Annotated in this window: 18 protein-coding genes; 12 read left to right on the top strand and 6 right to left on the bottom strand. The window is 64.6% G+C overall.

From position 1 onward, the window contains the following. Positions 1-82: 82 nt before the first annotated feature. On the bottom strand, positions 83-715 hold the full coding sequence (gene eda / locus ABC383_RS19045) for a bifunctional 4-hydroxy-2-oxoglutarate aldolase/2-dehydro-3-deoxy-phosphogluconate aldolase (RefSeq protein WP_413016005.1): 633 nt from the start codon (positions 713-715) through the stop codon (positions 83-85). Further along, entirely contained in the window at positions 715-2,664 is a 1,950-nt protein-coding gene (gene edd / locus ABC383_RS19040) for a phosphogluconate dehydratase (RefSeq protein ID WP_413016003.1), read from the bottom strand. Before edd ends, eda begins: the two co-directional genes overlap by 1 nt. A 246-nt stretch (positions 2,665-2,910) precedes the next feature. Here edd and pgi point away from each other — a divergent pair, with 246 nt between their 5' ends. From pgi to ABC383_RS19015, 5 genes are all read left to right on the top strand, one after another. Then, positions 2,911-4,578 carry a glucose-6-phosphate isomerase gene (gene pgi / locus ABC383_RS19035; RefSeq protein ID WP_413016001.1) on the top strand — a complete coding sequence of 556 codons (1,668 nt, stop codon included), beginning with the start codon at positions 2,911-2,913 and terminating at the stop codon, positions 4,576-4,578. 3 nt (positions 4,579-4,581) lie between these two features. Next, positions 4,582-6,054 carry a glucose-6-phosphate dehydrogenase gene (gene zwf, locus ABC383_RS19030; protein ID WP_413015999.1) on the top strand — a complete coding sequence of 491 codons (1,473 nt, stop codon included), beginning with the start codon at positions 4,582-4,584 and terminating at the stop codon, positions 6,052-6,054. Between the two features lie 6 nt (positions 6,055-6,060). After that, entirely contained in the window at positions 6,061-6,930 is an 870-nt protein-coding gene (locus ABC383_RS19025) for an SIS domain-containing protein (protein WP_413015997.1), read from the top strand. 67 nt (positions 6,931-6,997) lie between these two features. After that, entirely contained in the window at positions 6,998-7,930 is a 933-nt protein-coding gene (tal, locus tag ABC383_RS19020; protein WP_413015995.1) for a transaldolase, read from the top strand. A gap of 292 nt (positions 7,931-8,222) precedes the next feature. Beyond that, positions 8,223-8,906, top strand: a complete 684-nt coding sequence (locus tag ABC383_RS19015) for a formyltransferase family protein (protein ID WP_413015993.1) — start codon at positions 8,223-8,225, stop codon at positions 8,904-8,906. Positions 8,907-9,005: 99 nt separating this feature from the next. Here ABC383_RS19015 and alaS read toward each other — a convergent pair whose 3' ends face one another. Next, entirely contained in the window at positions 9,006-11,627 is a 2,622-nt protein-coding gene (gene alaS, locus ABC383_RS19010) for an alanine--tRNA ligase (protein WP_413015991.1), read from the bottom strand. 148 nt (positions 11,628-11,775) lie between these two features. Here alaS and ABC383_RS19005 point away from each other — a divergent pair, with 148 nt between their 5' ends. From ABC383_RS19005 to ABC383_RS18980, 6 genes are all read left to right on the top strand, one after another. Continuing rightward, positions 11,776-13,014, top strand: a complete 1,239-nt coding sequence (locus ABC383_RS19005; protein ID WP_413015989.1) for a CaiB/BaiF CoA transferase family protein — start codon at positions 11,776-11,778, stop codon at positions 13,012-13,014. A gap of 145 nt (positions 13,015-13,159) precedes the next feature. After that, a complete protein-coding gene (locus tag ABC383_RS19000) occupies positions 13,160-13,540 on the top strand; it encodes a DUF2306 domain-containing protein (protein WP_413015987.1) in 381 nt (126 codons plus the stop codon). A gap of 3 nt (positions 13,541-13,543) precedes the next feature. Beyond that, positions 13,544-14,608, top strand: a complete 1,065-nt coding sequence (locus tag ABC383_RS18995; protein ID WP_413015985.1) for a sensor histidine kinase — start codon at positions 13,544-13,546, stop codon at positions 14,606-14,608. Next, positions 14,605-15,399 carry a LytR/AlgR family response regulator transcription factor gene (locus ABC383_RS18990; RefSeq protein ID WP_413015984.1) on the top strand — a complete coding sequence of 265 codons (795 nt, stop codon included), beginning with the start codon at positions 14,605-14,607 and terminating at the stop codon, positions 15,397-15,399. The genes ABC383_RS18995 and ABC383_RS18990 overlap by 4 nt, the downstream gene beginning before the upstream one ends. A gap of 52 nt (positions 15,400-15,451) precedes the next feature. Continuing rightward, complete coding sequence (locus ABC383_RS18985) at positions 15,452-15,949, top strand: DUF1499 domain-containing protein (RefSeq protein ID WP_413015982.1); 498 nt, start codon at positions 15,452-15,454, stop codon at positions 15,947-15,949. Positions 15,950-16,033: 84 nt separating this feature from the next. Further along, positions 16,034-17,785 (top strand): glutamine--tRNA ligase/YqeY domain fusion protein, encoded by a 1,752-nt coding sequence (locus ABC383_RS18980; protein ID WP_413015980.1) that lies wholly within the window; start codon positions 16,034-16,036, stop codon positions 17,783-17,785. Between the two features lie 96 nt (positions 17,786-17,881). Here the strand turns inward: ABC383_RS18980 and ABC383_RS18975 are convergent, their stop codons facing one another. Both ABC383_RS18975 and ABC383_RS18970 read right to left on the bottom strand, forming a co-directional pair. Beyond that, positions 17,882-19,777, bottom strand: a complete 1,896-nt coding sequence (locus tag ABC383_RS18975) for a hypothetical protein (protein WP_413015979.1) — start codon at positions 19,775-19,777, stop codon at positions 17,882-17,884. A gap of 241 nt (positions 19,778-20,018) precedes the next feature. Continuing rightward, positions 20,019-20,264: an acyl carrier protein gene (locus ABC383_RS18970; RefSeq protein WP_413015977.1), complete on the bottom strand. Its 246-nt coding sequence runs from the start codon at positions 20,262-20,264 to the stop codon at positions 20,019-20,021. A 250-nt stretch (positions 20,265-20,514) separates the two neighbouring features. On the opposite strand from ABC383_RS18970, the gene ABC383_RS18965 reads away from it, so the two are divergent. After that, positions 20,515-22,563: an ATP-binding protein gene (locus tag ABC383_RS18965; RefSeq protein ID WP_413015975.1), complete on the top strand. Its 2,049-nt coding sequence runs from the start codon at positions 20,515-20,517 to the stop codon at positions 22,561-22,563. Here ABC383_RS18965 and ABC383_RS18960 read toward each other — a convergent pair. Further along, positions 22,545-23,468: a crotonase/enoyl-CoA hydratase family protein gene (locus tag ABC383_RS18960; RefSeq protein WP_413015973.1), complete on the bottom strand. Its 924-nt coding sequence runs from the start codon at positions 23,466-23,468 to the stop codon at positions 22,545-22,547. The genes ABC383_RS18965 and ABC383_RS18960 overlap by 19 nt on opposite strands. Between the last annotated feature and the right edge of the window lie 2 nt (positions 23,469-23,470).

The following is a 23,470-nucleotide window of genomic DNA, read 5'->3' as shown; positions in this document are numbered from 1 at the left end:
GGAGAATCAAAAGGACGATCACCGCCTTTGCGGACAAGGCGGTGAGGCCGGCGCGGCCCGCAGCGGCCACGCCGGGAAATGCTCAGCCGCGCAGCGCCGAGGCCGCCCGCGCCAGCGCGGTGATGCGGTCCCAGTCGCCGGCGACCAGCGCCTCCTTGGGCGTGAGCCAGGAGCCGCCCACGCAGGCGACATTGCGGCAGGCCAGGAATTGCGGCGCATTCTCCTGCGACACGCCGCCGGTGGGACAGAACATCACGTCGCCCAGCGGTCCGGCCAGCGCATTGAGCATGCCGACGCCGCCCGCCTGCATGGCCGGGAACAGCTTCAGTTGGCGAAAGCCGGCCTCGCGTGCGGCCATCACCTCGGATGGCGTCATCACGCCCGGCAACAGCGGCAAACCGCTGGATTTTGCAGCCTCGATCAGCGCCGGCGTCAGGCCGGGCGACACGCCGAACACGGCGCCGGCGTCGCGCGCCGCCGCGAATTCACGTGGCTGGGTCAGCGTGCCGACGCCGACGATGGCATCGGGCACCTGCTCGGCCATCGCCCTGATGGCTGGCAGGCCATGGGCGGTGCGCAGGGTCACTTCCAGCACCCGGATGCCGCCGGCCACGAGCGCGCGCGCCAGCGGCACCGCATGGTTGATGTCGTCGATGGCGATGACGGGAATCACCGCCGAGGTGCGCATGATGTCAAGCACGGACAGGTTGGCCATTAGCCGATCTCCTTCTGGGTTGTCGCGTCGCCGCCGCTCGAGCGGATCAGCGTGTCTTCGTCGCTGAATTCCTTGGATTCCTTCTCGCCGCCCGGCTGGTTGATTTCCGGGTTCACCTGCTTGATCAAGGGCGGCAGGCCAAAGGTGGCCGCGCCTTCCTCGGCGGTGGTGACGGCGTTGCGGAACATCGCAAACAGTTCGCGGCCATGGCCGACCTCGTTCGAGGCCAGGTCGGTTGATTCGCGTATGCGCGCTTTCCATTCGTCCTCCGGCACCAGCGCCTGCAGCACGCCCTGCTCCGCGTCGAGCAGAATCATGTCGCCGGTGCGCACCTTGCCCAGCGGACCGCCGGCCAGCACTTCCGGCGACACGTGGATCGCGGCCGGCACCTTGCCCGATGCGCCCGACATGCGGCCGTCGGTGACCAGCGCCACATGGCGGCCGGCGTCCTGCAGCACGCCCAGCGCCGGCGTCAACGAATGCAGTTCCGGCATGCCGTTGGCGCGTGGGCCCTGGAAGCGCACCACGGCCACGAAGTCGCGGTCGAGCTTGCCCTCGTTGAAGTCATGCAGGAACTGCTCCTGAGAATCGAACACGATGGCCGGTGCCTTCACCACCCGGTACTGCGGCTTGACCGCCGACACCTTGATCACCGAGCGGCCCAGGTTGCCCGACATCAGGCGCAGGCCGCCATCGGCCGAGAACGGCGCGCTGGCCGGCCGCACCACATTCTCGTCGCCGCTTGTCGCCGGCGCGTCGCGCCAGGTCAGCTTGCCGTCGATCAGGAGCGGCTCGGCCGCATGCTTGCGCAGGCCCTGGCCGAGGATGGTCTTCACGTCCTCGTGCAGCAGGCCGGCGTCCAGCAGTTCGCGGATCACGAAGCCGGTGCCGCCGGCGGCGTGGAAATGGTTCACGTCGGCTTCGCCGTTCGGATAGATGCGCGCCAGGAGCGGCACCACGCCCGACAGTTCGCTGAAGTCGTTCCAGTCGATGACGATGCCGGCCGCGCGGGCAATCGCCACCAGGTGCATGGTGTGATTGGTCGAGCCGCCGGTGGTCAGCAGCGCGACGATGGCATTGACGATGGCCTTCTCGTCGACCACATGGCCGACCGGCAGATATTCGCCCGACTGGTCGGTGATCTGCACCGCGCGCTGGGCCGCGGCCGCGGTCAGCGCGTCGCGCAGCGGCGTGCCGGGGGTGATGAAGGCCGCGCCCGGCAGATGCAGGCCCATCACTTCCATCAGCATCTGGTTGCTGTTGGCGGTGCCGTAGAAGGTGCAGGTGCCGGCCGAATGGTAGGAGCGCGATTCGGCTTCCAGCAGTTCCTCGCGCGACAGCTTGCCCTGGGCATACAGCTGGCGGATGCGCGCCTTTTCCGAATTGGCCATGCCGGTGGTCATCGGCCCGCCGGGGATGAACACCGCCGGCAGATGGGAATAATGCAGCGCGCCGATCAACAGGCCCGGAACGATCTTGTCGCAGATGCCGAGGTAGACGGCGGCGTCGAACATGTTGTGCGACAGCGCCACTGCGGTCGCCATGGCGATGGTGTCGCGGGAAAACAGCGACAGCTCCATGCCCGGCTGGCCCTGGGTGACGCCGTCGCACATGGCGGGCGTGCCGCCGGCGAACTGGGCCACGCCGCCGACCTGGCGCACGGCTTCCTTGATCCTGGCCGGAAAATGCTCGAAAGGCTGGTGCGCCGAGAGCATGTCGTTGTAGGAGGAAACGATGGCTACCGACGGCTTCTTCTGCTCCTTCAGCACCAGCTTGTCATTGGCCGGGAAGGCGGCGAAACCGTGGGCGAGATTGGTACAGCCGAGCGCGCCACGCTGCACGCCCTGGCGCCGCGCCAGCTCCAGCCGGGTCAGGTAGGCGCTGCGGTACGGCCGGCTGCGCAGGATGATGCGTTCGGTGACGGACGCGACGACAGGATTGAGCGTCATGGAAGTTCCTCGCTAAAAATAATCGTGAAATTATACTACAAAGTATGGGCCCGGAATTTCCCCGGCAAGCCGGTCTCATGCTTGATCGGGCGCAATGAAAACGATGGTTTTTCCTGCTTGCGCTCCTGCGACTCATAGCGTAAGGTATGCTCCTGTTCGAACCCTGCGCAGCCAGGGCGATAACATGTAGTGAAATTACCTAAAGTTCCTATATACTTGACTGAATTTCATCTTTCATCCCTTCCCATGTCCGCTAACGACCTGCGCTCCTCTCCCGCCTGGACCGCCCTGCAGCGCCATTTTTCCGACGCCCGCGACTGGCGGCTGCGCGACCTGTTCAACGCCGACAGCCACCGTTTCCAGTCCTTTTCGGAACAGGCGGCCGGCATCTTTCTCGACTATTCCAAGAACCTGGTGTCGCGCGACACCATGGACCTGCTGTGTACCCTGGCGCGGGAGCGCGGCGTCGAGGCTCGGCGGGAGGCAATGTTCAGCGGCGAGAAGATCAACCACACCGAACAGCGCGCCGTGCTGCATACCCTGCTGCGCGCGCCGCGTGGCGAACAGCTGATGATCGATGGACAGGACCTGGCCGCCGAGGTTCACCAGGTGCTGGACCGGCTTGGACATTTTGCCGAGCGGGTGCGTTCCGGCGCCTGGACCGGCTACACCGGCGAGCAGATCACGGATGTCGTCAATATCGGCATCGGCGGCTCCTATCTCGGCCCGAAAATGGCGTGCCAGGCGCTGCGCAGCGTCAGCCACCCGCGCATTGCGATGCATTTCGTCTCGAATGTCGACGGCCATGACCTGGATGCGCTGCTGGCGCGCGTCAAGCCCGAGACCACGCTGTTCATCGTCGCCTCCAAGACCTTCACCACCCAGGAAACCATGATGAATGCGCAGTCGGCGCGCGCCTGGTTCCTGACGCACGGCGAGGAAAAGCACCTGGCGCAGCATTTCGTCGCGGTGTCCACGAACACCAAGGCGGTTACCGAATTCGGCATCGATCCGGCCAACATGTTCGGCTTCTGGGACTGGGTCGGCGGCCGCTACTCGGTCTGGTCGGCGATCGGCCTGCCGCTGGCCATCGCCATTGGCGCCGATGGCTTCCGCGAATTCCTGTCCGGCGCCCACGGCATGGACCAGCACTTCCGCAGCGCCCCGCTGGAGCGCAACCTGCCGGCCATCCTGGCGCTGGTGGGCATCTGGAACCGCAACTTTCTGGGCAGCACCTCGATCTCGGTCGCGCCCTATCACCAGGACCTGGCCAGCTTCCCCGGCTACCTGGAGCAGCTGGAAATGGAAAGCAACGGCAAGGGCGTGGACCTGGACGGCGCGCCGGTGACGGTCGCCACCTGCCCGGTGATCTGGGGCGACACCGGCACCAATGGCCAGCATGCCTACTTCCAGATGCTGCACCAGGGCACCGACCCGGTGCCGGTCGACTTCATCGCCGCGCTGCAGCCGTCGCATGCCCTGCCCGGCCACCAGGAAGCGCTGCTGGCCAACTGCTTCGCCCAGAGCGAGGCGCTGATGCGCGGCAAGACCGGCGACGAGGTGCGCGCCGAACTGCAGGCGCAGGGCATGGCCCCGGACCGGATCGAGGCGCTGGTGGCGCATCGCACCTTCCCCGGCAACCGGCCCAGCAACACCCTGCTGCTGGACGCGCTGACCCCGGCCAGCCTGGGCGCGCTGATCGCGCTGTACGAGCACAAGGTATTCGTGCAGGGCGTGATCTGGGGCGTCAACAGCTTCGACCAGTGGGGCGTGGAACTGGGCAAGGTGCTGGCCAAGGCGATCCAGCATGAACTGAGCGGCGCCCCCAACGCCGGGGCGCACGACGCCTCCACCAACGGCCTGATCGCACGCGCCCGCCAGGCGCTGCTGGCCCAACCTCTTACGGATGCCTGATCCATGGCAATGAGCGATTTCGATTTTGTCCTGTTCGGCGGCGGCGGCGACCTCGCCATGCGCAAGCTGATCCCTGCCCTCTACGCCTTAAGCCGCGGCAAGGGATTTCCGCCGTCGGGCCGCGTGATCGCGGTTGGCCGCCACGAATGGCGCCGCGAGCAATACCTCGAGGAGATCACGCGCCAGGCCAAGCCGCACATCGAAAAGGAGCGGCTGGACGAAGCCGCCTGGAAAGCCTTCTGCGAGCGGGTCGATTACGTCTCCCTCGACGCCACCGACGCCGGCACCTACGCCCCGCTGAAGGAAGCGCTGCGCGACGACGAGAAGCTGACCCGCGTCTATTACCTGGCAACGCCGCCCAGCCTGTTCGCCGCCATCTGCGAGAACCTGGCTGACGCCGGCCTGGCCACGCCGAATGCCCGCGTGGTGCTGGAAAAGCCGCTCGGCCGCGACCTGGAAAGCGCGCGCCAGATCAATGCCGATGTCGGCCGCGTATTCGCCGAATCGCAGATCTTCCGCATCGACCATTACCTGGGCAAGGAAGCGGTGCAGAACCTGCTGGCGCTGCGCTTCGGCAACATCCTGTTCGAGCCGCTGTGGCGGCGCGAATGGATTTCCGACGTGCAGATCACCATCGCCGAGGAACTCGGCGTGGGCAACCGCATGGGCTATTACGAAACCTCGGGCGCGCTGCGCGACATGCTGCAGAACCACCTCCTGCAGCTGCTGTGCATCGTTGCGATGGAGCCGCCGGTCGACAGCACGCCCGACGCGGTGCGCGACGAAAAGCTCAAGGTGCTGCGGGCGCTGCGCCGCTTCACGCCCAACACCCTGGTGCAGAACGTGGTGCGCGGCCAGTACAAGAGCGGCCATGTGCAGGGCGAGGCGGTGCCCGGCTACCGCAAGGAGCAGGACGCCAATCCCGGTTCCCGCACCGAGACCTTCGTCGCGGTCAAGGCCGAGATCGACACCTGGCGCTGGTCCGGCGTGCCCTTCTACCTGCGCACTGGCAAGCGCATGGCCGACTCGCTGGCCGAGATCGTGGTGCGCTTCAAGTCCATCCCGCACTCCATCTTCAACCAGCCCATCAGCAGCTTCCAGCCGAACTCGCTGGTGATCCGTCTCCAGCCGGACGAAGGCCTGAACCTGAACCTGATGGCCAAGACGCCCGGCGACGGCATGCGCTTAAAGCTGGTCGACCTGGAACTGGACTTCCGCGAAACCTTCAAGAAGCCGCGCATGGAAGCCTACGAGCGGCTGCTGATGGACGTGCTGCGCGGCCAGCTCACGCTCTTCATGCGCAGCGACGAGCTGGAAGCGGCCTGGGAATGGGTCGAGCCCATCCTGCATTTCTGGGACCAGGAAGACAACGACCCGGTGTTCTACACCGCCGGCTCCTGGGGGCCGGGCGCGGCCAGCGCGCTGATTGGCCGCGACGGCCTGCAGTGGCGCGAAGAAGCGCTGCCGGAGGACTGAGCGGCCATGCTGCTGGATGCCATCCGCAACCAGATGGATGCGTTGTCGAAGTCCGAGCGCAAGGTGGCGATGGCGGTGCTGGACAATCCGCAGCTGACCATCTCGGAAAACATCACCGCGCTGGCGCGCACCGCCCAGGTGTCGGAGCCCACCGTGGTGCGCTTCTGCCGCGCCGTCGGCTGCGACGGCTGGCATGAATTCAAGCTCAAGCTGGCCCAGGGCCTGGCGCTGGCGCCCAGCGGCCGCGACGAGACGCCGCTGCAGGACGACCTGGCCGAAGACCTGGTCAGCAAGATCTGCGGCCGCTCGGTCAATACCCTGCTCGACCTGCGCAACACGCTGGACCCGCAGGCGGTGCAGCGCGCGATCGACATTCTGGCGGCGGCGGCCAAGATCGAGTTCTACGGCCAGGGCAGTTCCGGCCTGGTGGCGGCCGACGCCCAGCACAAGTTCTTCCGTTCCGGCGTGCCCACGGTCGCCTATTCCGATCCGCATATCCATGCGATCTCGGCGGCGCTCCTGGAAGCCGGCGACGCGGTGGTGGCGATCTCGCAGCGCGGCGGCAGCACGGCGCTCCTGCACAGCGTGCAGCTGGCGCGCCGAGCCGGCGCCGACGTGATCGTGATCGCGCCGTCCGGCACGCCGCTGGCGACACTGGCCACCGTGCTGCTGCCGGTCGACCTGCCGGTGGATACCGACCCCTACCGCCCCATCACGGCGCGCCTGGCGCACCTGGTGGTGATCGACATCCTCGCCGTGGGCCTGGCGCTGCGCCGCGGGCCGGATTTCCGGCGCAGGATGGAGGCGGCGCAAAAGGCGCTGCAGCGCATCGACATACAGTTCGACTCCTACACCGAGGCGCCGGAACCGCCCTGACCGCCCTCGGATTACACTAGTGCCTCCTGGCCGGACAAACGATTACCTTTTCACCGCGAACCCAACCATGAACCAACTCGAACAGCTCAAGCAATACACCACCATCGTTGCCGACACGGGCGACTTCCAGTCCATCAAGGCCTATTCGCCGCAGGACGCCACCACCAACCCGTCGCTGATCCTGAAGGCGGTGCAGAAGGATGAATACCGTCCGCTGCTGGAACAGGCCGCGCGCGACTTCAAGGGCAAGGGAGCCGGCCATATCATCGACCAGCTGCTCGTGGTGTTCGGCCGGCGCATCCTCGACATCATCCCGGGCCGCGTCTCCACCGAGGTCGACGCCCGCCTCTCGTTCGACACCGAAGCCACCATCGCCAAGGGCCGCGAGCTGATCGCGCTGTACGAAGCCGCCGGCGTGTCGCGCGAACGGGTGCTGATCAAGATTGCCTCGACCTGGGAAGGCATCCGCGCCGCCGAGGCGCTGGAGCGCGACGGCATCCGCTGCAACATGACGCTGCTGTTCTCGCTGCCGCAGGCCGTGGCCTGCGCCGATGCCGGCGCCCAGCTGATCTCGCCTTTCGTCGGCCGCATCTACGACTGGTACAAGAAGTCCACCGGCCAGGAATACGGCGGCGCCGACGATCCCGGCGTGCAGTCGGTGCAGCGCATCTACAACTACTACCGCAAGTTCGGCCACAAGACCGAAGTCATGGGCGCGAGCTTTCGCAACACCTCCCAGATCGTCGAGCTGGCCGGCTGCGACCTGCTGACCATCAGCCCTGAACTGCTGCAGAAGCTGGCCGACGGCACCGCGCCGGTAGCCAGAAAGCTCAGCCCGGACGCCGCCCGCGACAGCGACCTGCAAAAGCTCAGCCTGGATGAGAAATCCTTCCGCTTCCAGCTCAATGAGGACGCGATGGCGACCGAGAAGCTGGCCGAAGGCATACGCCAGTTCTGCGCCGACGCCGTGAAGCTGGAAGGACTGATCGCGGCGCTGTGAGATATCAGCGAAGGCCGCAGCCATTCAAGGGTTGAACAACGTTGTTCAACGGGGCGGGACCGGCAGGCATGGATATCGGTGAGCTGCCATGCGCCCGGTCTTTGTTCGCCATGTGAAACGGTTCCTGTCGCTTCATGCCTGGCGTTGCGGCCGGGCCGACGGAGCCGGCTACCGCAACGTTTCGGCGCACCGCGCAAATTAAGGCTTTCATCTGATCGATATCAGAAGGGCAACGGCGTTTTACCTTAAGAATGAGGCGCATCCCCGATGCACTCCTCCTGAAGAAGATGCCATGATTCGTGTCGCGATTATCTCGTCCACCATGGGTAGCGTGATGTCCAGCCTGCTGCCGATTCCCTATTTCAGCCAACGGATCGCCTGCCTCGTCACCGACAGGGAATGCGGCGCGTTGGAGGTGGCGAGCCAGTACGGCATTCCGTCATCCGTGATCGCCACCAAGGACAGCCTGGAATTTTCCAAGGCATTGGCCGACAAGTTCGAGAATGAAGACATCGACCTCTTCGTCTCCTTCTACAAGCGCCTCTTCCGGGACCCCTTTCTGGAGCAGGCCCGCGGGCGCCTGATCAATATGCATCCGTCCATCCTGCCCGCCTGCCCGGGCCGCGACGGCTTTGGCGACACGGTGCGCTCGGGCTCCAGGTTCATTGGCGCGACCGTACATTACGTTGACCGCGAACTGGATACCGGCTGCCCGATCATACAGTCGGCCTGTCCCTACAACCCGCACAAGTCGATGCACGAGAACAGGCACAATGTCTTCGTCCACCAGTGCAAGATGCTGCTGCAGGTGCTGGACTGGTGTGAACAGGACAGGCTGCATTACGACGCAGAAGGCCGCTCCCACCTCAAGAATGGCATCTACGAAGTTGGAGAATTCGCGCCGGCTCTCGAGCACCCCGAAGCCATCGCTCTCCACATTCCGTTTGTCCAGGAGAAAGTGGCAGCGTTCAGCTGAGGGCCGGCCAGGAGCCAGCCCTCGGTGTGCCCTGCAAAAAGCCATTCGCAATAAAAAACGGGCGGCCGAGGCCGCCCGTTTTTCCTGTGCGTGACAGGCTTATGCCCGTTCGCGCACCCAGCCGGCCACGCCTTCCAGCGCGCGCGGCAGGCCGCTCGGGTCGGTGCCGCCGGCCTGCGCCATGTCGGGCCGGCCGCCGCCCTTGCCACCCACCTGCTGGGCCACGAAGTTCACCAGCTCGCCGGCCTTGACCTTGCCGGTGGCGTCGGGCGTCACGCCGGCGATCAGGCTGACCTTGCCGTCATTGACCGCCGCCAGCACGATAGCGGCCGACTTCAGCTTGTCCTTCAATTTGTCCATCGTGCTGCGCAGCGCAGCGACGTCTGCGCCGTCCAGCGTGGCCGCCAGCACCTTCAGGCCGTTGATGTCGACCGCCTGGCCCACCAGCTCGTCGCCCTTGCTGGCCGCGGCCTTGGCCTTCATCGCATTGAGCTCGCGCTCCAGCGTGCGCACCTGGTCCTGCACCTGCTGGATGCGCGCTGCCAGTTCGTCCGGCTGCGCCTTCAGCGCGGCAGCCGCCTCGCTGACCTGCGACGACAGCTTCTGCACCAGCGCCAGCGCGTTGTCGCCGGTGACGGCTTCCACGCGGCGGATGCCGGAGGCCACGCCGCCTTCGGAGACGATCTTGAACAGGCCGATGTCGCCGGTGCGGGTCACGTGGGTGCCGCCGCACAGTTCGCGCGACGAGCCTATGCCCAGCACCCGCACCTCGTCGCCATACTTTTCGCCGAACAGCGCCATCGCGCCATGGGAAATGGCGTCGTCGTAAGGCATGTGCTTGGCTTCGGTCGCGTGGTTTTCCAGGATCTCGTGGTTGACGATGGCTTCGACGCGGCGGATCTCGTCCTGCGTCAGCGGCGCATTGTGGCTGAAGTCGAAGCGGGTCTTGTCGGCGTCGACCAGCGAGCCCTTCTGCGACACATGGCCGCCCAGCACCATGCGCAGCGCCTTGTGCATCAGGTGGGTGGCCGAGTGGTTGCGCATGGTCTGCGCGCGGTGGCGCGCGTCCACCCTGGCGTCGAGCACATCGCCGACCGCCAGCGTGCCCGATTCCAGCACGCCATGGTGGCCGTGCACGTCCGGCTGCAGCTTCTTCGTGTCCTGCACCCGGAACGCGCCGGCTTCGGATTCCAGGGTGCCGATGTCGCCGGCCTGGCCGCCGGATTCGGCGTAGAACGGCGTGCTGTCCAGCACCACGATGGCTTCCTGGCCAGCCTCGACCTTGTCGACCGCCGCGCCATTGACGTACAGCGCCAGCACCTCGCCTTCCTGCTGCAGGGTGTCGTAGCCGACGAAGCGGGTTTTCGGGCCGCTGTACTCGACCGAGGTCGCCATCTCGAACTTGCCGGCCGCGCGCGCGGTCGACTTCTGGTGCGCCATCGCGGCCTGGAAGCCTGCCTCGTCGAGCGTGACGTCGCGCTCGCGGCAGATGTCGGCGGTCAGGTCCAGCGGGAAGCCGTAGGTGTCGTACAGCGTGAAGGCGGTCTTGCCGTCCAGGTGGGCCGGGTCTTTGGCCAGCGCCGCTTCCAGGATCTTCATGCCGTTTTCCAGCGTCTCGCCGAAACGCTCTTCCTCGACCTTCAGCGCCTGCTCGACGCGGGCGGCGGCTTCCTTCAGTTCCGGATAGGCATTGCCCATCTCCTGAACCAGGTCGGGCACCAGACGATGGAAGAACGGCTTGGTCTGGCCCAGCTTGTGGCCATGGCGCAGCGCGCGGCGGATGATACGGCGCAGCACATAGCCGCGGCCTTCGCTGGACGGGATCACGCCGTCGACGATCAGGAAGGCGCAGGCGCGGATATGGTCGGCGATCACGCGCAGCGAGTTGTTGGCGAGATCAGTGGTATTGGTTTCGCGGGCGGCGGCGGCGATCAGGCGGGAGAACAGGTCGATCTCGTAGTTGCTGTGCACATGCTGCAGCACCGCGGCCAGGCGCTCCAGGCCCATGCCGGTATCGACGCAGGGCGCCGGCAGCGGCGTCAGCGTGGCCACGCCGTTGGCGTCGATCTGGCGGTCGAACTGCATGAACACGTTGTTCCAGATCTCGATATAGCGGTCGCCGTCCTGCTCCGGGCTGCCCGGCGGGCCGCCCCAGACGTCCGGGCCGTGGTCGTAGAAGATTTCCGAGCACGGACCGCAGGGGCCGGTGTCGGCCATCTGCCAGAAATTGTCGGACGCATACGGCGCGCCCTTGTTGTCGCCGATGCGCACCACGCGCTCCGGCGGCAGGCCGATCACATTGACCCAGATGTCGAAGGCTTCGTCGTCGGTTTCATAGACGGTGGCCCACAGCTTTTCCGGCGGCAGGCCGTAGACCGTGGTCAGCAGTTCCCAGGCCCAGACCAGCGCGTCGCGCTTGAAGTAGTCGCCGAAGGACCAGTTGCCCAGCATCTCGAAGAAGGTATGGTGGCGCGCGGTGTAACCGACGTTTTCCAGGTCGTTGTGCTTGCCGCCGGCGCGCAGGCAGCGCTGCACCGAGGCGGCCCGCACGTAATTGCGCTTGTCGGTGCCGAGGAACACATCCTTGAACTGCACCATGCCGGAGTTGGTGAACAGGAGCGTCGGGTCGTTGCCCGGAACCAGGCTGGACGAACGGACGACGGTGTGGCCTTTGGATTCGAAAAACTTGAGGAATTTATCGCGTATATCGGACGAGTTCATGGTCTGGGCGCAGTGGCGGCATATTGCAAACGGCTGATTATACGGGATACGGGGTGGGCAGGAATGGCCTGGCCCGGACGCGCTACTGACTCTTCCCCGCCCTTTGCCCTACACTCCCAACCACCGAAACCCGCAGGAGACAGAAAACATGACCCCAACCCCCAACAAGACCGCGCTCGGCCATATCCGCGTGCTGGACCTGACCCGCGTGCTGGCCGGTCCGTGGTGCGCCCAGAATCTGGCCGACCTCGGCGCCGACGTGATCAAGGTGGAACGCCCCGGCGCCGGCGACGACACCCGGTCCTGGGGCCCGCCCTACCTGAAAGATGAAGAAGGCAACGACACCACCGAAGCCGCTTATTACCTCGCCGCCAACCGCGGCAAGCGCTCCATCACGCTGGATATTTCCAGCGCGGAAGGCCAGCAGATCGTGCGCGAACTGGTGCGGCACTGCGACGTAGTGCTGGAAAACTACAAGGTCGGGCAACTGAAGAAATACGGCCTGGACTATGACTCTCTGCGCGCCGTCAAGCCCGACCTGATCTTCTGTTCCGTGACCGGCTTCGGCCAGGACGGCCCTTATTCGCACCGGCCGGGCTATGACTTCATCATCCAGGGCATGGGCGGCTTCATGTCCATCACCGGCGAGCGCGACGACCTGCCCGGCGGCGGTCCGCAAAAGGCCGGCGTGGCGATCTCCGACCTGATGACCGGCATGTACGCCACCATCGCGGTGATGGCCGCCCTCACCCACCGCGACCGCACCGGCGAAGGCCAGGCGATCGACATGGCGCTTCTGGATGTGCAGGTGGCGATGATGGCCAACATGGCGACCAATTTCCTGTCCAGCGGCAATCCGCCGGTGCGCTGGGGCAATGCCCATCCGAATATCGTGCCTTATCAGACCTTCGCCACCGCCGACGGCCACATCATCGTGGCGGTGGGCAATGACGGCCAGTACCGCAAGTTCGTCGCCGCCGGCGGCCGGCCCGACTTGGCCGAGGATGCGCGCTTTTCCACCAACCCGGAACGGGTGCGCAACCGCGACCTGCTGGTGCCGCTCCTGGCCGACATGGTCAGGCAAAAGACCAAGCAGGAATGGATAGACGTGCTGGAACAGGCCGGCGTGCCGTGCGGGCCGATCAACCGGCTCGATGAAGTGTTCGACAATCCGCAGGTGCAGGCGCGCGGCATGAAGGTGGCGTTGCCGCATCCGACCGCCGGCCAGGTGAACCTGGTCAGGAGCCCGATGAAGATGTCGGCCACGCCGCCGCGGCATGACGCGCCGCCGCCGCTATTGGGCCAGCATACCGGCGAAGTGTTGTCGCAGCTGCTGGGCCGCAGCGAGGCGGACATCGCGGCGCTGCGGGACAAGGGCGTCGTCTGACCGCGCTGCGGTGAATCTCGCCGCACTTCGTCGCTCCTCATGGCAACTGGCGGCATGCCTGCGGCGTTTCGTCGCATGACGCTGTGCCGGCGCCGGCGTCGTCCGGAAAATGGGTGCATCGATACCCTTTTTACGGAGAGTTGCCATGAGCTTCACGCCCGTCATCCTGATCCATCTGGCTACCGCGCTGGCCGCGGTCATTGTCGGCGCAGCAATGTTCCTGTTCAGGAAAGGCACGCCGCTGCACCGGGTTTCCGGCAGGGTTTGGCTGCTGTTGATGGCGGTTACCGCACTAGCATCCTTCGGCATCCGGCACAATGGGCACTTTTCCTGGATACATCTGCTCTCGCTGATGACGCTCTATTCGCTATTCCAGGCGGTCCGGTCGATCCGCGGCCGCGATGTCGCCCGCCATCGCCGCTTCGTCACTGGCGCCTATGCCGGCCTGGTGATTGCCGGCCTGTTCACGCTGCTGCCGGGGCGCCGCCTGGGCTACCTGGTGTGGCATGCCTTTCATCTGGTGTAGACCATGGAACAGACCCTGCCCCTGAAGACCTGGCGCCAGCGCCTGCCGCTGCATCTGCTGATCGTCATCGGATTCAATCTGCTGTGCGCCGTCGTCATCACCCATGTGCTGCACCGCGGCGGCAGCTTCCTGGAAAACCTGGTGTTTTCGCTCTGCATCGGCACGCTGGCCTGGCTGTTCATCGACGGCGGCCGGCTGCTGCTGTGGGGCGACGGCAAGCCGCCCGGCCTGCCGTTTGCCGCACTCACCCTGGTATCGCTGCCGGCGGCGCAGATGGGCGGCAGCCTGCTGGCGGCCTGGCTGCTGGGCATGCACGATCATCCGGTGCTGCCCATCCATTCCAGCCACGCGGCGCAGATCCTGCTGTTTTCGGTGCTGGCCGGACTGACCGCCACCTGGTTCTTCTGGAATCGCGGCCGGCTTGCCTACCTGGAGGCGCAGGCCGAAGCCGAGAAGGCGCGCGCGGCCGGCATCGAGCGGCAAGCCATGCAGGCGCAGCTGCAACTGCTGCAGGCGCAGATCGAGCCGCATATGCTGTTCAATACCCTGGCCAACCTGCAGGGCCTGATCGCCATCGATCCGCCGCGCGCCCAGCTGCTGCTGGACCAGCTGATCGAATATCTGCGCGCCACGCTGGGCAGTTCCCGCCTCGCCAGCACCACGCTGGCCCAGGAATTCCGGCTGATGCAGGCCTACCTGGGCCTGATGTCGGTGCGCATGGGCCAGCGCCTGGCTTATGCGCTGGACCTGCCCGCCGACCTGGCCGGCGTCGATGTCGCGCCGATGCTGCTGCAGCCGCTGGTGGAAAATGCAATACATCACGGACTGGAGCCGCGCATGGAAGGCGGCCGGATCGATGTCGGCGCGGCCCGCCATGGCGATCTGCTGGTGCTGACCGTGCGCGATACCGGCATGGGCCTGGAAGCGCAAGCAGCGCCGGGCAACGGCCTGGCGCTGCGCAATGTGCGCGAACGCCTGGCGGCGCTATACGGCGACGCCGCCAGCCTGACCCTGACGCCCAACCTGCCGCAGGGCGCGATTGCCGAAATAAGGATGCCGCTACGATGACTGCTTTCCGTGCCCTGATCGCAGAAGACGAACCCGTGCTGGCCCAGGCCCTGGCCCACACCCTGCAGAGGCTGTGGCCGGAACTGGCCATCGAAGCCATCGTGCAGAATGGCGTGCAGGCGGTGGAAAAGGCGCTGGCATTGCAGCCTGACCTGCTGTTTCTCGATATCCGCATGCCGGGCATGACCGGCCTGCAGGCGGCCGAGGCGCTGGCCGAGGACTGGCCCGATGGCCGCCCTTTCCCCCTGGTCGTATTCGTTACCGCCTATGACGACTACGCGCTGCAGGCCTTCGAGCAGGCCGCCGCCGACTACGTGCAGAAACCGGTCTCGGACGCCCGCCTGGCCAGGACCGTGGCGCGGCTGCAGGCGCGCCTGGCCGCGCCAGCCACGGGCGATGCGGCGCTGGAACAGGTGCTGCGGCAGTTGCGCGCGCTGGCGCCGCCGGTCGCCGCGCAGCCGGCCGCCCGGCTGACCGTGATCCGGGCCGCGGTGGGCAACCAGGTTCGCATGATCCCGGTGCCGGACGTGATCTATTTCGAGGCCACCGACAAGTATGTGAACGTGGTCACCGCCGACAGCCAGTCGCTGATCCGCCTGTCGCTGCGCGAGCTGCTGGACCAGCTCGACCCGGCGCAGTTCTGGCAGATCCATCGCGGCACGGTGGTCAATATCGGCCAGGTCACGGCGGCGGTGCGCGATGAGGCCGGCCGGCTGCGGCTGTCGCTGCGCGGCCGGTCCGAAACCCTGGCGGTCAGCCGGGTCTTTGCCCATTTATTCCGGCAAATGTAGCGCATGGCCTGCTCTGCTATGATCGACCGCTCCTTCCTGCGCCGGAGTCAGCATGCTGAAAAACCTGGGTGTCATCGCCACTGTCTTCGTGGTCGGCCTGCCTGCGATCGTCCTGGTCGCCGGCCAGATGAATCTGCTGGCGGGCCGCCGCCCGGATGACCTGGGCGTACGCGACGGCCTGCTCAAGCCGCCGGTGGCCCGCTCCTGGAATTCGGTGTCCAGCCAGGCCGGGCGCCATGAGCACACCGACTACCACCTGATCGCGCCGCTGCGCTACAGCGGCGACGCCAATGCCGCGTTTGCCCGCCTTGAACACGTGGTCGCCGCCATGCCGGGCGTCACCGTGGTGGAGCGGCAGCCAGGCTACCTGTATGCGCAGTTCCAGACCCGGATGCTCAAGTTTGTCGACGATGTCGAATTCCTGCTCGACGCGCCGGCCGGGGTGATCCACATGCGGTCCGCTTCCCGCCTGGGTCGCAAGGATTTTGGCGCCAACCGGCAGCGACTGGAGGCCGTCAGGCAGCGCTTCGAGGCTGCGGCGCCGCGCTGAAGCGCCCTCTTCCCGCCCGGGCCGGAACGGGTTGCTACGGTAAAATGCCGCCATCCACAATTTGCACGTCTTTCATCCGACTCCATGAGCAACGAACCAAAGAGCACTACCGCGGCCGCAGCGCCATCGAACTTCCTGCGCGCCATCATCGAGAATGACAATGCCGCCGGCCACTACGCCGGGCGCACGGATGTCCGGGGCCAGCCGCTGCCCGCGGTCGTCACCCGCTTTCCGCCCGAGCCGAACGGCTATCTGCACATCGGCCACGCAAAGTCCATCTGCCTGAACTTCGGCCTGGCGCGCGACTATGCCGGCCGCTGCCACCTGCGCTTCGACGACACCAATCCGGCCAAGGAAGAACAGGAATATGTCGACACCATCATCGACAGCGTGCGCTGGCTGGGCTTCGACTGGAAGCAGAACGACGGCGAGCACCTCTACTACGCCAGCGACTATTTCCCCATGCTCTACCGGATGGCTGAATACCTGATCACCGCCGGCCATGCCTACGTCGACAGCCAGAGCGCCGCGGAAATGGCCGCCAATCGCGGCAGCTTTTCCGAGCCGGGCAAGGATTCGCCGTTCCGCAACCGGCCGGCCGAGGAATCGCTGGACCTGTTCCGCCGCATGAAGGCCGGCGAGTTCAAGGATGGCGAGCATATTCTGCGCGCCAAGATCGACATGGCCTCGCCCAACATGAACATGCGCGATCCGGCGATCTACCGCATCCGCTATGCCCATCATCACCGTACCGGCGACGCCTGGTGCATCTACCCGATGTACGACTACGCGCACCCGATTTCGGACGCGCTGGAAAACATCACCCATTCGCTGTGCACCCTGGAATTCCAGGACCACCGGCCGTTCTACGACTGGGTGCTGGAACGCCTGGCCGAAGGCGGCTTCCTGCAGCGGCCGCTGCCGCACCAGTATGAATTCGCGCGACTGAACCTGACTTATGCCATCACCAGCAAGCGCAAGCTGCTGCAACTGGTGGAAGAAAAGATCGTCGACGGCTGGGACGATCCGCGCATGCCCACCATCGTCGGCATCCGCCGCCGCGGCTATACGCCGGAAGCGGTGCAGCTGTTCTGCGAGCGCATCGGCGTGGCCAAGGCCGACAGCTGGATCGACATGAGCATCCTGGAAGGCGCGCTGCGCGACGACCTCGATCCCAAGGCGCCGCGCGCAACAGCGGTGCTCAATCCGCTCAGGCTGGTCATCGACAACTTCCCGGAAAGCGAGACCGTGGAATGCAGCGCCCCGGTGCATCCGCACGACCCGTCGCGCGGCGTGCGCACCTTCCCGATCAGCAGGGAACTGTGGATCGAGGCCGACGACTTCATGGAAACGCCCAGCAAGGGCTTCTTCCGCCTCTACCCCGGCAACAAGGTCAGGCTGCGCTATGGCTATGTGGTCGAATGCACTGGCTGCGACAAGGATGCCGAAGGCAATGTCATCGCGGTGCATTGCAATTACTACCCGGACAGCAAGAGCGGCACCGAGGGTTCGGCCAACTACAAGGTCAAGGGCAATATCCACTGGGTCAGCGTTGGACATGCGCTGCAGGCCGAGGTGCGGCTCTATGACCGCCTGTTCTCCGAGCCGCAGCCGGACGCCGGCGGCAGGGACTTCAAGCAGGCGCTCAATCCCCAGGCCAAGTCCGTGATCAGCGCCTATCTGGAACCGGGCCTGGCAGGCGCGCTGCCGGAACAGCGCTTCCAGTTTGAACGCCACGGCTATTTCGTGGCAGACCGGGTGGACTCGCAGCCAGGCAAGCCGGTGTTCAACCGGATCACCACCCTGAAGGACAGCTGGGGCGGCAAGGGCGCCTGATGCATGCACCCGGGGTGCTTCCCGTGCCTATGGCAAAGGGCGGTTAGAAGAATGGTGTTGCCGATGCAGGCCGCGTCACGTGGCCTGCATGCGCAATCAGCTTGTCCCTTTGGGCAAGTTGCGGTGCGCATCGACCGAATAGATCAACAGCGTCAGCAACTCCGGAAAGACGTTAGCGGCAAGCGCCTGCGGGCCCTGCAGGGAATCGGCCAGCAGAGCATCCCGCACGGCGACCAGGGCAACCCGGTCTTTCCTCGACATGCCGCTCGCAATCACCAGGCTGGAGAAGAGGGGCTTATCAAGATTTTGCATGTCGATAGTGTTCCAATAGGGCAGCATTTTCCTCACTATCGCCCGTCCCTCGTCCTGCAGCTTGCCGCCCAGTTTGCCCTGCAGTTTGTGCCATTTTTCGTCGAAGGCATTGTTGCGTAGCGCGGCATAGATGGCGTTGCGCGTTACGTCCATGCCGGCAGCTTTCTTTTCCTGAGTCTTCGGGTTCAATGGCAATTGCTGTTGCAGTGCCTTCATTTCCATGCCCACCGGTTGCGACAGGCGCTGCGCCTTCTGCGCCTTTCTTTTTTCCTTGAATGGCCGATCCAGCCTTTCCGTGGCTTGACTGGTTTTTTCCTTCTCCGCAGACCTGTGCTTGCCACCATGGCCAGCATCTTCAAGCTGCGGCGCCTCATATTGCATGCTGCGACGCAGCTTGCGCTTTTCCTGCCTTGATTTTTTTTCCGGCTCGTCCGTGGTCGTCGCGGCATTGCTCGCATTTCTGGCATGGCCGGTTTTTCCCTTCAAGACAGCCTCCTCGTTGCCGCGGCCCGATGGCTGCCTTGACTGCTGCCGGTACGGGCTGAAGTCAGCAACTTGCGGCGGCGATCTGCCTTCGGTCACCGTGGCCGAATGGCCCAGCTGCGCCCTTTGCTGTCCCCTCAACTCCATGACCACCGCGCCAGACGCGCCATCGGTAAGGCTGCGTGGCAGCGAGCGGCTTGTCGCAACCGGGCTGGTGGGCAAATCCGGGTCCGCATCCGCCATCCTGAAAGACTTTTCGCCACCTGTTCTCGACGATGGCGCCGGCATGCGGCTGCCATTGTCCAGGTGAGAGGTATCGGCTGAATAGCCCGTGATGGACGGCGCCGACGCTTTCAGTTCAGTGCGCCTGGCTGTATTCCTGGGAGAAACCGGAACAATATATTCATCCGTGTCCGTGCGGGCGCGCAGGGCAGTGGCGATGCTGGAACACAGTGTTTTCGTTTCAGCATCCATCCTGTAATGCTCGACCGAAGCGCCTTTGGCCTTCATGCACAACTGGATCAGCAGCCCCACTTCCGGTCCGATGTAGTCGCCCAGCTGCTGGGCATGTTTTGCGATGACCACGCGCGCCCTTTGCAGGTGCTGCATATCGTTGTCGCTCAGCACGGACCCGAGGGAATAGGCTCTATCCCTGACGAGTTCAACATCGATCTCCCCATGCTGAAAATCGGGAAATCTTGCCAGCAACTGCCGTGCAAAGGTCAGGGCGTTTTTATACTGGGTGATTTGCCCGGCGGTCGCCTCCCTGTCATCGGTCGCGGTGGCGATCTCCTGCACCGTGTGCTCGTTTGCCATCCAGCGCCTGACGATGCTGCTCGCCTGCCGGATATAGGACTGCTCGGCATCCATGAGCGCCTTTACCGGTCCCAGCAGCGTTCCGGCAGTCGCCCTGGCGGCATGCGACTTCAAGAAAGTTTCAATCTGCGCATTTGCCTTCTCGGCCTCTTCCGTTCCTGTCTGCCGCTGATGTATTTCCTTCAAATAAAAGGTCCATGCCTTGCGTTGCTCTTCACTGAGAGGCTCCGCCTTGTCACGGGTCTTGAGCACTGGCGCCGTATAGGCATTCTTGATTTTCAGGCCCCGGTCCGCGCGCTGCGATGACAGGAACTGATACAGCGCCCCTGCGCTGAGCGGGGAAGCAAGCGACATCTCCTTTGAAGGCGAACTCTTATCCATAAAACACTCTCCACGATTGACGAAGGCAGCTAAGTGCCCGCAGTCGTCACCTCGGTTCCTGCACCGGACTTCAGTACTTCCAACAGCAATTGAATGCGACAAACGAACATGCGTAAGGTGTTGGCCTTTGTGCTTCGACGGTAAAGGAAGGGTCTCTGCGCGGGCACAAACTTGCGGCCCGCCCCGCATGCGTTGCCGGGGTCAGGCCACCGTAGAATACGGTCCGCAAAGCGCGGTCAGGCTAGCGTGCCGAGGCGCTGTTGGCGGCAATCGCATCGGCGATTTCTTCGAGGGAGGGATTTGCGGGCAGCGTCAGCGCTTCGTATTGAAAGCCGAACGCCGACTCCATGTCCAGCATCAGGTCCACCATGTGCAGCGAATCGATGCCAAGGTCGCGCATCCGCGATGCGGGGCCGGACGCATTCACATCAATGCCGAAGCGTTCCTGCAGCATGGATTTAATTTCATCGATCATATGTTCGTTCATGACTATAAAGTTCTCCAATCAGGCAAGGCAGTGGATACAGCAGCGTGGAAACGACACCGGTCGATTGTGCTGTCATCGTTAATGACCCGCACTTGGCTACCTATTTCACCCGAGGCCGAAAGCAATGTCGCCAAGTGCAATGCGGCCGCCGGCATAAGTAAGAAATGGCGCTGACTTGCACCACGCAGGCGCGAACCTTTCGCACGGAACTGCACAAATGTTGATGCCCGTTGAATCAGGTCGAGAAAAGATGCAGCCCAGATCGCACACCAAGTTGTCGGAACATGTTCGAACCCAAGCCCGGCTGCGTGCCCGGCTGGGCGTGCCGGTTTGCCTGCTGATGCTGCTCTTTCTCTGGCACTGGGGACCATCGTCGCCCGGTATCGGCCCAGCACAGATCGTTCCGGTGTTCGCCCTGCATCTGGTGTATAACCTCGGCCTGCTTCATGTAACGCGATCGGCGTCGCGCTGCGATCCACGCCATGTCGCCACGTTCACGGCGGTGATGGATCCGGTTCTCCTGTCGGCAGGCCTGATGCTGATGAATCAGATCGGCCAGATCTTTGCCTGCTTCTATCTGTTCACCATCCTGGGCTTCGGCTTTCGCATCGGCATAGCGGCGATGCATATCTGTCAGCTGGCCTCGATCGGAGCGTTCAGCGTGATGGCCTGGCTCAATCCAAGCTGGCATTCCTATCCGGTTGCCGTCATTTCCGTATTGCTGTTTCTTGCGATCGTCCCGCTGTATGCCAAGGCCCTGATCACCAGGCTGCACTTCGCCCGCCAGCATGCGGAATCGGAAAGCCAGGCCAAGACGCGGCTCCTGGCCACGGTCAGCCATGAGCTGCGCACGCCGCTGACCGGCATCGTCTCGTGCGCCCAGCTGATGCAGGAGGAAAGCGATGATCCGCAGGTAGCCAGGCGGGCCGATACCGTGCTGGCCCTGTCCGCCGAACTGCTGGCCCAGATCAACGATCTGCTCGACTCGGCAAAATACGGCGCAGACGCCCTGCCGCTGGCGCATCAGCCATTTTCCATGGCCGACGTTGCGGCGCACTTGCGTTGCACGCTGGGCCCGATTGCGCTTGCCAAATCGATTGCGCTGCATATTACGGTCGATCAACACCTGCCTGCGCTATTCATCGGCGATATGCCCATGCTCTGCCGGGCGCTGATGAACATCGGCGGCAATGCCGTCAAATTCACCGACGAGGGCGAGGTGAAGATCAGGTTCACCCTCCTCGGCTGCCGCCCAGGCGCCTGCAACATCCTGTCCAGTTGTGAGGACACCGGCATAGGTATCGATACAGCCATGCATCAAAAGATTTTCGAACCTTTTTTCCAGGCCTGCGGTGGCGTGAACCGGAGACACGGCGGAACCGGACTGGGCATGAGCATCGCCCGCGATATCGTCAGCCGCATGGGAGGCGATATCCACGTCAGCAGCACGCCCGGCCGCGGCAGCCTGTTCGAGTTCGCTATCTGGCTGGACACGGCAGACACGGCCGAAACCGGCATCCCCAGGCCCGGCCCGGAAAGCATCGTCCACAACAAATGCATACTGCTGGCCGATGACAATGCCACCAACCTGATGCTGACCTGCGCGCTCCTGGAGCGTGACGGCCATCATGTGATCACGGCGTCGAGCGGGCAGGAGGCGGTGCACCTTTTAGGCAGCACGAAAATCGATCTGGCCTTCCTGGACTTCAACATGGGCGATATCGACGGCGCCACTGCGTTGCAGATCTATCGGTTCGGCAAGCTGGCTCCGGCGCCCGCCTATATCCTGACGGCTGACAATACCAGTGCTACTACCCGCAGGCTGATCGATTGCGGCGCTGCGGGCGTGCTGCACAAGCCGATCAGCCTGGAGGCACTCCGCCGTGCTGTCAGCCAGCAGTTTTCCGCGGATGCCGCGGGCGCAAGCAGCGCGCAGACAAGCCAGGTGGACTGGCTCGACGATACGGTCATCGCCAATCTGAAGGAACTGGACAGCAACGACGATTTCGTGGCCAGGGTCGTCAATACCGCGTTAATGGATATTCGCTCGCTGTCGAATGACCTGACCGCCGCGCTGAAGGAGCAGGATTTGCCATCGATGCTCGACAAGGCCCATGCGATCAAGGGCATTGCCGTCAGCGTCGGCGCGGTGCGCCTGGCTGCGCTTGCCGCACGCATGAGCCGGATGGAACAGCCAGGCTTGGAACGGGACCGCATGGCGCTCATCACCGAAATCGACGAAGTCACCGTGCAGAGCATGCAGGCGCTGCGCGGGGTGGTTCAGTCCGCCGCCAACTGAAGCCCCGGCCCCGCGGCGGCTTGCCGGCATGGCGCCGCGGCGCCGTACTGCATGTGAATCAGCATATCCATCACACGCAGTTCGGAAGGCGTCAGTGCCAGCGCAAGGTCGACCCAGTCATCCACCACCTGCAGCAATTCCGCCAGGTTGAGCGGCGACATCCGTTCCATCGCCCGCCGCACCGACAGCCGCGCGGCGCGCTGCCTGACATGGCGGGCAATATAGCGTTCCACCGCGGCCACGCCATCACCCTGCGCACAGACCTCATCGACCAGACCCATCTGATGCAACTCCTGCGCGCTGTACACCTTCCCCGATGTCATCATCCGCTGCGCCTGACAGACGGGAACGCGGCGCAGCAGCAGGCTCATGGCCCCGGTGCAGGGAAAGAGTCCGAACATAATTTCGGGAAAGCCAAAGCTGCTCTGTTTTTCGGCGATCAGGTAATCGGCTGCCAGCGCGGCCTCGAAGCCGCCGCCCAGCGCCCGCCCCTGAACCAGGGAAACCGTGGTCAGTTCGGGATTGGCACGCGCTCCCCATGCATGCATGACTTCCAGGCAAAGCCGGGAATAGTTGCGCAACCCGTCGCGGTCGCCCCGCGTGATGCAGGACCGGAACAGGCGCAAATCGCCGCCCAGGCTGAAATACCCGGGATGCGCGGACAGCATGACGGCATAGTTCACCGTTTCAAGATGGCCGCCGCCCCAGTGCGACGCGCCGGCCTGCAAGGCCTGGCCAACCGCCCGCAAGTCGTGCAGCAGGGGCAAGGAAAAATGGTGCCCGGCTTCCGGCTCGCTGTTCATGCTGACCCACAGCGTATTGGCTGTTTTGGTGTCGAATCGAAAATCGACATGCGGATGCGCAAGCTGATCCAGCGGTGGAAACTTGAAGTCGAATGCACCCATAT

This window comes from Noviherbaspirillum phoenicis (genome assembly GCF_047237965.1).
Taxonomy (GTDB): Bacteria; Pseudomonadota; Gammaproteobacteria; order Burkholderiales; family Burkholderiaceae_D; genus Noviherbaspirillum_A.
Note: the sequence above shows the minus strand (reverse complement) of the source record. Positions and strands in the feature narration are given on the sequence as shown.